This is a genomic window from Paraclostridium sp. MRS3W1 (genome assembly GCF_032465715.1).
GTDB lineage: Bacteria > Bacillota > Clostridia > Peptostreptococcales > Peptostreptococcaceae > Paraclostridium > Paraclostridium dentum.
The window spans coordinates 48,331-61,050 of record NZ_JAWDJM010000020.1; the positions used below are offsets into that span (position 1 = coordinate 48,331).

12 protein-coding genes are annotated in these 12,720 nt (G+C 29.8%); 10 read left to right on the forward strand and 2 right to left on the reverse strand.

Going from position 1 to position 12,720, the window contains the following annotated elements:
* Nucleotides 1-4: 4 nt before the first annotated feature.
* The 9 genes from RWY47_RS01630 (at nucleotide 5) to RWY47_RS01670 (ending at nucleotide 9,327) form a co-directional block, all read left to right on the forward strand.
* Nucleotides 5-517 carry an adenine phosphoribosyltransferase gene (locus RWY47_RS01630; RefSeq protein ID WP_021428377.1) on the forward strand — a complete coding sequence of 171 codons (513 nt, stop codon included), beginning with the start codon at nucleotides 5-7 and terminating at the stop codon, nucleotides 515-517.
* Between the two features lie 74 nt (nucleotides 518-591).
* Nucleotides 592-2,799 carry a RelA/SpoT family protein gene (locus RWY47_RS01635; protein ID WP_021431781.1) on the forward strand — a complete coding sequence of 736 codons (2,208 nt, stop codon included), beginning with the start codon at nucleotides 592-594 and terminating at the stop codon, nucleotides 2,797-2,799.
* Between the two features lie 9 nt (nucleotides 2,800-2,808).
* A complete protein-coding gene (gene dtd / locus RWY47_RS01640) occupies nucleotides 2,809-3,258 on the forward strand; it encodes a D-aminoacyl-tRNA deacylase (RefSeq protein ID WP_035116838.1) in 450 nt (149 codons plus the stop codon).
* A 13-nt stretch (nucleotides 3,259-3,271) separates the two neighbouring features.
* Nucleotides 3,272-3,889 (forward strand): MBL fold metallo-hydrolase, encoded by a 618-nt coding sequence (locus RWY47_RS01645; protein ID WP_150841952.1) that lies wholly within the window; start codon nucleotides 3,272-3,274, stop codon nucleotides 3,887-3,889.
* A 37-nt stretch (nucleotides 3,890-3,926) separates the two neighbouring features.
* Complete coding sequence (gene hemZ / locus RWY47_RS01650) at nucleotides 3,927-5,402, forward strand: coproporphyrinogen dehydrogenase HemZ (protein WP_150841953.1); 1,476 nt, start codon at nucleotides 3,927-3,929, stop codon at nucleotides 5,400-5,402.
* The gene (gene hisS, locus RWY47_RS01655) at nucleotides 5,392-6,654 is read left to right on the forward strand and encodes a histidine--tRNA ligase (RefSeq protein ID WP_150841954.1); all 1,263 of its coding nucleotides are present in this window, start codon (nucleotides 5,392-5,394) and stop codon (nucleotides 6,652-6,654) included. Before hemZ ends, hisS begins: the two co-directional genes overlap by 11 nt.
* Before the next feature lie 38 nt (nucleotides 6,655-6,692).
* On the forward strand, nucleotides 6,693-8,483 hold the full coding sequence (gene aspS, locus RWY47_RS01660; protein ID WP_150841955.1) for an aspartate--tRNA ligase: 1,791 nt from the start codon (nucleotides 6,693-6,695) through the stop codon (nucleotides 8,481-8,483).
* Between the two features lie 102 nt (nucleotides 8,484-8,585).
* Entirely contained in the window at nucleotides 8,586-8,876 is a 291-nt protein-coding gene (locus tag RWY47_RS01665) for a metal-sensitive transcriptional regulator (RefSeq protein ID WP_021428502.1), read from the forward strand.
* 10 nt (nucleotides 8,877-8,886) lie between these two features.
* A complete protein-coding gene (locus RWY47_RS01670; protein ID WP_150841956.1) occupies nucleotides 8,887-9,327 on the forward strand; it encodes a SoxR reducing system RseC family protein in 441 nt (146 codons plus the stop codon).
* Between the two features lie 35 nt (nucleotides 9,328-9,362).
* Here RWY47_RS01670 and RWY47_RS01675 read toward each other — a convergent pair whose 3' ends face one another.
* Entirely contained in the window at nucleotides 9,363-9,953 is a 591-nt protein-coding gene (locus RWY47_RS01675) for a threonine/serine exporter family protein (RefSeq protein ID WP_021428440.1), read from the reverse strand.
* Nucleotides 9,953-10,738: a threonine/serine exporter family protein gene (locus RWY47_RS01680; RefSeq protein WP_150841963.1), complete on the reverse strand. Its 786-nt coding sequence runs from the start codon at nucleotides 10,736-10,738 to the stop codon at nucleotides 9,953-9,955. Before RWY47_RS01680 ends, RWY47_RS01675 begins: the two co-directional genes overlap by 1 nt.
* Before the next feature lie 264 nt (nucleotides 10,739-11,002).
* Here RWY47_RS01680 and glyA point away from each other — a divergent pair, with 264 nt between their 5' ends.
* Nucleotides 11,003-12,247: a serine hydroxymethyltransferase gene (gene glyA, locus RWY47_RS01685; RefSeq protein WP_224170654.1), complete on the forward strand. Its 1,245-nt coding sequence runs from the start codon at nucleotides 11,003-11,005 to the stop codon at nucleotides 12,245-12,247.
* The last annotated feature ends 473 nt before the right edge of the window (nucleotides 12,248-12,720 follow it).

Here is a 12,720-nt window from a genome sequence, read left to right on the forward strand (position 1 = left end):
TTAAATGAACTTAAAAGATTCAATAAGAGAGATTAAAGATTTCCCAAAACCAGGTATAGGATTCAAAGACATAACAACTTTATTAAGCAACGGAGAAGCATTTAAGTTTGCGGTAGATGAAATAATAGCAGATCTAAAAGATAAGAATGTTGATATAATAGTTGGACCAGAAGCTAGAGGTTTCTTAATGGGAACACCAGTTGCTTATGGAATGGGTATAGGATTTGTACCAGTAAGAAAGCCAGGCAAGTTACCAGGAGAAACTGAAAAGTTTGAATATGGATTAGAATACGGAACAGACACTTTAGAAATCCATAAAGATTCAATAAAACCAGGGCAAAGAGTTGCAATAGTAGATGACTTATTAGCTACAGGTGGAACTATGGAAGCTGCAGCTAAACTTATAGAAAAATTAGGTGGAGAAGTTGTTTCTATGCAATTTTTAATAGAATTAGAAGAGTTAAATGGTAGAGATAAAGTATCTCAATATCATGTAAACTCACTTGTAAAATATTAATAGTGTTCAATAGTTGGTAAAAAGCCAACTATTTTCATATATATCAAAATTTATACTATAAAATAGGTGGTACTATGCAAGATAAGCAATTACAAGAACTAATAGAAAAAATAAAAAGATATGCCCCTAATGGCGATTTAGACTTAATTGAGAAAGCCTATTACTATGGTAAAAAAGCTCATGAAGGACAATTAAGAAAATCTGGGGAACCATATTTTATACATCCAATAGCTGTTGCTAATATACTTTGTGATATGGAATTAGATATGCAAACTATAGCAGCGGGATTATTACATGATGTAGTTGAAGATACCGAATTTACATATGAAGATATTAAAAATGATTTTGGGGAAGAAATCGCAGACCTTGTTGATGGAGTAACTAAACTTGGACAGATAAAGTATAAGTCTAAGGAAGAGACGCAAGCTGAAAATTTAAGAAAAATGTTTTTAGCTATGTCAAAAGATATAAGAGTAATACTTATAAAATTAGCCGATAGGTTACATAATATGAGGACTCTAAAGTTCATGCCGCCTGAAAAAGCTAAAGCTAAAGCGACAGAAACGCTAGAAATATACGGTGGAATTGCAAGTAGATTAGGAATATACAAAGTAAAATGGGAACTAGAAGATATCGCACTTAGATATATAGACAGTGATGGATATTATGATTTGGTGGAAAAGGTAGCTAAAAAAAGAAGCCAAAGAGAAGCTTATATAGAAAGAATAGTACATATTCTTAAAGAAAAATTTGATGAAGTTAATATAAATTGTGATATATATGGAAGACCTAAGCATTTCTACAGTATATATAGAAAAATGAAAAACAAGCATAAAGATTTTGAAGAAATATATGATTTAATGGCAGTTAGAATAATTGTAAATTCAGTAAAAGATTGTTATGCAGTTTTAGGTATGGTACATACCCTATGGAAGCCAATACCAGGAAGATTTAAAGACTATATAGCTATGCCAAAGCCTAATATGTACCAATCTTTACACACTATAGTTGTAGGACCAGATGGAGAGCCGTTAGAAATTCAAATAAGAACTAATGAAATGCATAACATAGCAGAGTACGGAATTGCTGCACATTGGAAGTATAAAGAAGGAAAAACCACTGTTAAAGAAAGTAAACTAGAAGAAAAACTACAATGGTTAAGACAGATGATGGAGTGGGAAAAAGATTTAAAAGACCCACAAGAATTTATGGATGCATTAAAAGATGATGTATTTAATAGTCAAGTGTATGTATTTACTCCAAAAGGGGATGTAATAGAATTGCCGGCTGGGTCAACACCGATTGATTTTGCATACAGGGTTCATACCAATGTAGGAAACAAATGCGTAGGAGCTAAGATAAATGGAAGAATAGTTACATTGGACTATAAACTACAAAATGGTAATATTGTTGAAATTTTAACTTCAGCAAATTCAAGTGGTCCAAGTAGAGATTGGATAAATATAGTACAAACTCCTAATGCTAAGTCTAAAATAAGACAATGGTTTAAAAAAGAAAGACGAGAAGAAAATATAGAAAGAGGTAGCTTGATTTTGGAGAAAGAATTCAAAAAATATAGCATACCAACAAAAGACCCAATAATTGAAAAGTATATGCTTCAAATGGCAAGAAAGTTTAACCAACCGACTGTAGGTGATTTAGTAGCAACTATAGGATATGGAGGTATAATGCCATCGCAGATAGTTCCTAAAGTAAAAGAACTTTATGAAAAAGATTACGTAAAGAAATCTTCTGAGATAAAGGTTGTAGATGATATAAATAAACATAGTATAGGTGAACAAGAGTATACTAAAAAAAGAAAAAAATCATCACCTCAAGGCATTATAGTAAAGGGAGTAGACAATATACTTGTTAGATTTGCTAAGTGCTGCAATCCAATACCTGGAGATGAAATTATAGGATATATAACAAAGGGAAGAGGAGTTGCTGTACATAGAAAAGATTGTCCTAACTCTAACTTAGACAATGACTACTTTAAAAATAGATTGGTAGAAGTTTCTTGGGAAAATTCGAATAACGCCAAATTTGAAGCTGAAATTCAAATACAAGCAGAAGACAGACGTGGAATTATAAATGACATAACACATATTGTGGCTATAGAAAAAGTATCATTAAATGGAATTAATGCAAGAAAAGGAAAGTTAAATATTGTAAGTGTAAATTTACTTGTAGAAGTTGATAGTATAGAAACATTAACTCTTTTAATGAAAAAAGTAAGAGCAATACCGGGAGTAGAAGATATTTATAGAGTTATAAATTAAGGAGGCATTATGAGAGCTGTAGTTCAGAGGGTAGCATCATCTAGTGTCACTGTGGATGAACAAAAAATTTCAAATATTGAAAAAGGATTATTAGTACTTTTAGGAGTGACACATGAAGACACTAGTAAGGATGTTGATTATTTAATAGAAAAAATAGTTAACTTAAGGATATTTGAAGATGAAGATGAAAAAATGAATTTATCTCTTAAAGATATAAATGGAGAATTGATTGTTGTCTCACAATTTACATTATACGGAGACTGCAAAAAAGGTAGAAGGCCTAACTTTACAGGAGCGGCTAAGCCAGATTTAGCTAATAATTTATATGAAGAATTCATAGAAAAAGCTAAAAAACAAAATATAAATGTTGGTACTGGAAAATTTGGAGCACATATGATGGTTGAGCTAATAAATGATGGACCAGTTACAATACTTATAGATTCTGAAAAAAATTTTTAAGGGGGATTTAGTTATGATAATAGAGAAATTTACAGATCATTTATTTGGAGAAAACACATACTTAATAGCAGATAAAAATACTAGAGAGGGTGCAGTTATAGATCCAGGTGGAGAAGTAGATGACTTAATGAGATTTATAAAAGATAATTTTATAGATGTTAAATATATAATACTTACTCATGGACATGGAGACCATATTGGTTGTGTACCTAAGTTAAAAGAAGCTACAAATGCATGTATAATAGCTGATAGTGAAGAAAAAGAGCTGCTTTTAGATAAAAAGAAAAACTTAAGCTATAGAATGCATTGTGGAGCAACTGAATTTGATGCAGACAAATATGTAAATGAGGGAGATGGTATAAAATTAGGAGAATTAAAACTTAAATTTATACATACTCCAGGACATACAAAAGGTTGTATGTGTATAAAAGTTGGTAATCACATGTTTACAGGAGATACATTATTTGCTGGAAGTATGGGAAGAACTGACTTATACAGTGGAGATGACAACCAAATGAAAAAATCACTAAATAGATTAAAAAAATATGAAGACGATATAATAGTATATCCAGGGCATGGTCCAAATACTACAATGGGAATAGAAAAAGCAACTAATCCATATTTAGTATAAGGTATTTGCTTAGAATAACAATAAAGGAGTAGTTTAAATGTTAGGTATTGAGTTAAAAGGACATGACTACAAATATGAAATTGCAGAATTATTCAAGTTATTTACTACTCAATTTAAATTTATAAAAGAAGATGAAAAATTTGAAAAAGCTTTAATAAGTGAGTTTATTAAAGATGAAGATTATATAAAGAGTACAACTAAATACTATGAAAATAATGATTTAAAGCTTTGCAAAGAAGAAGTTTTTAATATAAATTCTTTAAATGAAGAAGAGATAAAAAAGAAATCTAAAACTATTATAAAGAGAAGTATATTTAAGGTTTTAAGTGAATTGTACGATACTTACGTACCATGGGGGATTTTGACAGGGATAAGACCTGTTAAAATAGTCCATAGTTTGTTAGATGAAGGACTAAGTGAAGTTGAAATAAGACAAAACCTTAAAGATAATTATTTAATAAAAGATGAAAAAATAGATTTAGCTTTAGATATAGCAAAAAGAGAGCGTGTATTTATATACCCTATTGATAAAAATAAGATATCTTTATATGTAAGTATTCCTTTTTGCCCTACAAGATGTGTGTATTGCTCATTCCCTTCTAATCCTATGAAACAATTTGGACATTTAAGAGAAAATTACGTAAAAGCTATTGTAAAGGAAATAAAAGGATTAGCGAAACTATTAAAAGAGACTAATAAAGAAATCGAAACTTTATATATAGGTGGAGGTACACCAACAACATTAGAGGCTGAACAACTAGATAATTTAATTAAAGCTCTATTTATGGAACTTGACTTAACAAAAATAAAAGAGTTTACAGTTGAAGCTGGAAGACCAGATACTATAACTAGAGAAAAATTAGAAGTTATGAAAAAGCATAATGTTACTAGAATAAGTATAAATCCTCAAACTATGAATAATGAAACTTTAGTCAAAATTGGTAGGGATCATAACGTAGATGATATAGTAAGTTGTTTTAATATGGCTAGAGATCTTGGATTTAATAATATAAACATGGATATTATACTAGGTTTAGTAGATGAAAATGTGGAAATGGTTAGAAATACTTTAGAGAGAATAAAAGAACTTTCTCCAGAGAGTTTAACTGTACATACATTAGCAATAAAAAGAGCATCTACCCTAAAAGAAAATCTAGATAAGTATGAACTTACAAGATATGAAGAAATGGTAAGTATGATAAATTTATCTATGGAGTATGCAAAATCTATGGGGCTTAATCCTTACTATATGTACAGACAAAAACATATGCTTGGAAATCTTGAAAACATAGGATATGCTAAAGAAGGATTTGAATGTATATATAATATTCAAATTATGGAAGAAAAGCAAAGTAATCTTGCTGTAGGGGCAGGTGCTATCAGCAAATATGTATATGTAGATGAAGATAGAATTGAAAGAACTGACAATGTTAAAAATGTAGAAATTTACATAGATAGAGTTGATGAAATGATAGAAAGAAAGGAAAAGGAGGTATATAAAAATGCTAACTAAAGCTCCAAGAGGAACTAAAGATATAACTCCAAAAGATGCATATAAATGGAATTATGTTGAAAATAAATTTAGAGAAGTATGCGCATTATTTGGATATGAGGAAATAAGAACTCCTATATTCGAACATACAGAGTTGTTCCAAAGAGGTGTTGGAGAAACAACAGATGTCGTTCAAAAGGAAATGTATACTTTTGAAGATAAAGGAAAAAGAAGTATAACACTAAAACCAGAAGGTACAGCTGGTGCAGTTAGAGCATTCATTGAAAATAAAATGTATGCAGATACTCAACCAACTAAATTATTCTACCAAACTCCGTGCTTTAGATACGAAAGACCTCAAGCTGGAAGACAAAGACAATTCCATCAATTTGGAATAGAAACATTAGGTAGTGATAAACCATCTATAGATGCTGAAGTTATAGCTTTAGCTGTTCAATTTTTCAATGAAGTGGGATTAAATAATTTAGAAACTTGTATAAATTCAGTAGGTTGCCCTACTTGTAGAGAAAAATATAATAATATTTTAAAAGAGTATCTAGATGCCAAAAGTGATGTTTTATGTGAGACTTGTAATGAGAGAAAAGAAAAAAATCCAATGAGAGTTATAGACTGCAAAAACCCAGTTTGTAAAGAAAATTTAGCAGATATTCCATATATGATAGATCACTTATGTGATGACTGCAAAGATCATTTTGCGAAGGTTCAAGAGTATTTAACTGAAATGGGTATAAATTTCAAGGTTGATAAAACTATAGTTAGAGGACTTGACTACTACAAAAAGACTGCTTTTGAAATAATATCAAATGATATAGGAGCACAAAGTACCGTTTGTGGTGGTGGTAGATATGATGGACTAGTAGAACAACTAGGAGGTCCTAAAGGCGTTAGCGGAATTGGATTTGCTCTTGGGGTTGAAAGATTATTATTAACTCTTGAAAATAATAATCTAGAAATACCTAACCCTAAAGCTACAGATATATTCATAGCTACAATAGGTGAAAATGCTCAAACTAAGAGTTTTAAAATATTAAAAGATTTAAGAGAAAATCATATAAGTGCAGATAAAGATCATTTAGATAGAAGTTTAAAAGCTCAATTTAAATATTCAGATAAATTAAATGCAAAATATACTATAGTAATAGGTGATGATGAATTAGCAAATGATGAAGTTAAATTAAAAGATATGTCAACATCAGAACAAACTACTATAAAATTAAGTGAAATAGTTAAAGAATTAAAAAATAGATTATAGATAATTCTTAATAATTAATAACATATTGGAGGAAAGACATGGAGACTCTAAACGGATTAAAGAGAACTCACTATTGTGGAGACTTAAGAGAATCTAATATAGATGAAGAAGTTGTACTTATGGGATGGGTACAAAAGAAAAGAAACTTAGGTGGATTAGTATTTGTAGACTTAAGAGATAGAAGTGGAATTTGCCAAATAATATTTGATACAGATGTAAATGCAGAAGCTTTTGCAAAAGCTGAAAAGTTAGGATCTGAGTATGTAATAGCAATAAAGGGTAAGGTTGCAGAAAGATCTTCTAAAAATCCTAATTTACCAACAGGTGATATAGAAGTATTTGCTACAGAATTAAAATTACTAAATAAATCAGAGACACCACCTATATATATAAAAGATGAAGATAATGTATCTGAAGAATTAAGACTTAAATATAGATATTTAGATTTAAGAAAACCATCTATGCAAAAGAATTTAATATTAAGAAGTAGAGTTGCTAGTATAGTTAGAAATTACTTAACAGAAAATAATTTCTTTGAAATAGAAACACCATTTTTAATAAAACCAACTCCAGAAGGAGCTAGAGACTATTTAGTACCAAGTAGAGTAAATGAAGGTAAATTCTATGCACTACCACAATCACCTCAATTATTTAAACAATTATTAATGGTAAGTGGAATGGATAGATACTTCCAAATAGTTAAGTGTTTCAGAGATGAGGACTTAAGAGCTGATAGACAACCAGAGTTTACTCAAATAGACTGCGAAATGTCTTTTGTTGAACAAGAAGATGTTATGGCTATAATGGAAAAAATGGTACAAAGAATATTTAAAGAAGTATTGAATGTAGAGGTTAACTTACCTCTTAAGGTGATGACTTATGCTGAAGCTATGGAAAGATATGGATCAGATAAGCCTGATACTAGATTTGGATATGAATTAACTAATATATCTGATGTAGTTGCAAATTGCGGATTTGGTGTTTTTGCTAATGCTACTAAAGATGGTATGAGTGTTAGAGGTATAAATGTAAAAGGTAAAGCAGAAGATTTTTCTAAAAAACAAATTGGAAAATTAGAAGATCATGCTAAAACTTATAAAGCAAAAGGGCTTGCTTGGATGAAAGTTGGAGAAAATAATGAAGTAACATCTCCTATAGCTAAGTTTTTCACAGAAGAAGAAATAAATGCTATATTAAATAAAATGGATGCTCAATCTGGAGACTTATTATTATTTGTTGCAGATAAGGACAGTGTAGTATTTGATGCTTTAGGTCAAGTAAGATTAGAAGTAGCTAGAAGATTAGACTTATTAGACAGTAATACTTATGAAATGTTATGGGTTACTGAATTCCCAGTATTTGAAGAAGATGAAGAAACTGGAAGAATGATAGCTAAACATCACCCATTCACTTCTCCATTAGATGAAGATTTAGAAAGATTAGAGAGTGATGATAAAGCTTCTTTAAGAGCTAAAGCTTATGATATGGTTATAAATGGTTATGAAGTAGGAGGAGGAAGTGTTAGAATATTTAATGCTGATGTACAACAAAAAATGTTCAAAGCGTTAGGCTTCACTGAAGAAGAAGCTCAAGAAAAATTCGGATTCCTATTAGATGCATTTAAATATGGTACTCCACCTCATGCTGGTATGGCATTTGGTCTTGATAGACTTATAATGATATTAGCTGGAACTACTAATATAAAAGATGTAATAGCATTCCCTAAAAATCAAAGTGCTGTTTGTCCTATGACTAATGCTCCTGCAATTGCAGAAGAAGCTCAATTAGATGAATTAAATATAAAAGTTGATATAAAAGATAAAGAATAGAACTTTTAAAATAAATACTGTTGAAGAAAATTCAACAGTATTTATTTTTTTTTGAAGAAAATAATATATAATATATTATATGAATGAAAAAGAGGTAATAATATGGAGAAAAAATTAGCTAAAAATAACGATAAGGAAGCCATTATCAAGAGATTAAATAGAATTGAAGGTCAAGTAAAGGGTATTCAAAAAATGGTAGAGGATGAAAGATATTGCGTTGATATTTTAGTTCAAATATCAGCAATAAGATCAGCCATAAATAGAGTTGGGAATATAATACTTGAAAATCATATAAAAGGATGCGTATCAAACTCTATAAAAGAGGGTGAGACACAAGAATCAGAAGAATTAATTTCTGAATTGATGGAAACTATAAACAAATTTACAAAATAGGGGGAGCGCTATGAATCAACATGGGTATGTAGTAGAAATAGTAGATAGTATAACCGCTAAAATAAAAATGCAACAGCATTCAGCTTGTGCATCTTGTGGGAAGTGTGCATCATCTACTGATAAAAAAGATATAGTTGTTGAAGTTGACAATACTATAGGAGCTAAAGTAGGTGACTACGTAGAATTAAATATGGACTCTATAAATGTAATAAAGGCTGCATCTATAGTATATATAATTCCTTTAGTAGCACTTTTAGGGGGCACCGTAATTTCATATAGTATACTAAATCTTATTAATATTTCTGTTAATAAAGAAATATTAAGTGCTGGAATAGGTCTACTTTTAACTGGATTAGCTTATTTATTTATAAAAAAGAAAGATTCAAAGCTTAGAGAAAGTAGACAGTATATACCAGTAATAACTAAGGTTATAGATAGAATAAATATATAAAAAAGAGGAAGTTACACAACTTCCTCTTTTTTTATCTATTCTAAATCTTTTTTCTCATCTTCTTGTACATTTTTATCTTTATCTATGGCTAAATCTATATCTAAATCACTATCTTCTGTCATTATATTATTTTCATAGTTAGAATCTTTTTTTGTTATAACGTGGTTAAATCCAAATGTAGCTTTATTTAATTTTACTGTATTTATAGTTTTAACAAATGAAGTAACCAGTAATACACCAAGAGATATAGCACCTCCAACTAAAAGTGCAGTTGCACCTGTAGATGCAGCAAGTTCATAGTTTTCTTGAACTAAATAAAGCATTGTGTTATACATTCCAAGTCCAGGGACTAAAGGAATTATACCAGGTATTACAAAGACTATAGCTGGTTGTTTTAATTTTCTAGCACAAACTTCACTAGCAATACCTATTATAGTTGCTGGAACAAAGTTTGATAAAATTGGGTTGTTTGTAGCTTTAAATAGGTATACATATAAAACCCACCCTATAGCTCCTATTAATCCAGATACATAAAGGGATCTTTTAGGAGCACTTAAAAATATAGCAAATCCTATTGTAGATAAAAAACTAAATATAAAGTGCAAATATAAAGGCATGCTACTCATTATAATATACCTCCTAATCTAAGCCATACTTCAAGAACGAATCCTACTCCAACAGCTATAGCAGTTGCGGTTAAAGCAGCATCAAAAGCTCTAGCTACCCCTGAAATTAAATCGCCAGAAATAAGGTCTCTTAAGCCTTTAATTAATGAAACTCCAGGAAGAAGTGGCATTATAGATCCTACAATTAGTGTATTCGGTTGACTCAAAAGTCCTAAGCTTGATAAACTAACACCTACAACTGCTATAAAAATTGAAGCTGCTAGTGTAGAAAAAGAAGGTATAGAACTAATACTAAATATTTTATCGAATATTATAACAGCGAAAATCGATGTTATGTATGTAAATAAAAAATCTACGACTGTACAACCTAACAAAACTGAGAAACATGCAGATCCTAGTCCAGTACCTATATATACAACCCATTGGTTATAAGACTTAACTTTTTCAATTCCTTTAAGCTGTAGTAGGGCATCTTCAATTGATAAATCTTTATTAGATACAAATTCCCTTGAAAATGCATTTAAAAGATCGATTTTGTTTATGTTTATACCTCTATTTTTTATAGTTTTCATAAACGTTATACCATCGAATCTTTCGTCGGAGATAATTATTACAGTAGGGGATGTAAATACGTTTACATGCTTAAAACCTCTAGAGTTGCAAATTCTAAGTATGGTGTCCTCTACTCGATAAGTTTCAGCACCATTTCTAAGCATAAGTTCTCCTGTGAAAAGTGCTAGTCTGAAGATATTTTTTTTCCCATGTTGGTCAATGTTATTCTCTATATCCAAAATTACACCTCCTAAATAAATATAACATAAAGATTATATCAAATTATTGCACCATATTACACACATTTATTCACTATAAAAACATATTTGATTTAATTTGAAAATTGAATTAAAATTAAATAATATTAACAGTTGAAAAATTGCGAAAATTTGGTATATAAAAGTGTACAAGTGAATATATAAATATTAGTATTTTACAATTATTTAAGTAGTTTTTAATAATACATATTTATTTATATATAAAGAAAGGGTGATTAAATGTTTGAGAATTTAAAGAAGGTTGATAGAGAAATTTATGAAGGTATGCAAAGAGAATTAGAAAGACAACAAAGGAACATAGAATTAATAGCATCAGAAAATATAGTATCTATGGCGGTTATGGAGACTATGGGAAGTCACTTAACTAATAAATATGCAGAAGGATATCCACAAAAAAGATACTATGGGGGATGTGAGCATATAGATGAGATAGAAAAATTAGCTATTGAAAGATTGAAAAAAATATTTGGGGCAGAACATGCTAACGTTCAACCTCATTCTGGTGCTAATGCAAATATGGGTGTTTATTTCTCAATTTTAAAACCTGGAGATAAAGTTATGGGAATGAATTTATCTCAAGGGGGGCATTTAACTCATGGGTCTCCTGCAAATATATCAGGGCAATACTTTGAATTTACAGAGTATGGTGTAGACCTTAAAGATGGAAGAATAGATTATGATGATATAAGAACAAAGGCACATGAAATAAAGCCTACGCTAATAGTAGCAGGAGCTAGTGCATATCCTAGAGAAATAGATTTTAAAAAGTTTAAAGAAATAGCGGATGAAGTAGGGGCTATGCTTATGGTAGATATGGCTCATATAGCTGGGCTTGTAGCAGCTGGACTTCATCAAAATCCATGTGAGGTTGCAGATTTTGTAACTACTACTACACATAAAACTTTAAGAGGACCTAGAGGAGGAGTTATTCTTTGTAAAGAAAAATATGCAAAAGCTATAGATAAAGCTATTTTCCCAGGAACTCAAGGTGGTCCATTAGAACATATAATAGCTTCTAAAGCTGTAGCGTTTAAAGAAGCTTTAGAGCCAGAGTTTAAACAATATCAATCTCAAGTTGTAAAAAATGCTAAGAAATTAGCAGAAGAATTAATAAATAGAGGATTTGAGTTAGTAACAGGTGGAACTGATAATCATCTAATTTTATTAGACTTAACTAATAAAAATATAACTGGAAAAGAAGCCGAAAAAAGATTAGATGAAGCATATATAACAGCTAATAAAAATACAATACCTTTTGATCCAAATGGAGCTTTTGTTACTAGTGGTATAAGATTAGGGACTCCGGCTGTAACAACAAGAGGTATGAAAGAAGAAGATATGAAAGATATAGCAGAGGCCATAGATTTATGTTTAACTTATAATAAAGAAGAAGAAGCTAGAGAAAAGGTTGTAGCTTTAACAAATAAATATCCTTTATACAATGAATATAAAATATTTGAATAGAATAGGTTAAAAAATATAGTATGTAAAGTAATAGACCACGAAGTATAAATATAAAATCTTTGCGACACAAAGCTGAGAAGATGCTTTGAAATGTCGCTGCAGATTTTATATTTATACTTCGTTAACTTTCACATACTATATTTTTTATATTAAATTATAAGGGAGATAAAACATAAGATTTGAAATTTCGTTAAATCTTATGTTTTCATTATTACGCTATCTATTTAAAAAATATCTTTTTTTATTATTAGGAGAGGTTAAGGGTGATTAATAAGGAAACATAGGTAGGTAAAGCACTGAAATTCGAGGTTTTTTAGATGAAATTTAAAAAAATAAAATTAAATTTTAAAAAAGTGTTGACGATGTCAAATTAAGGTGGTATAGTATTACTTGTCCTTAAGAAAAGGGCAAAACACAAAAGAAATGAACTTTGAAAATTAAACAGTAGGTTAATTATAAAAATTCTTTTTTAA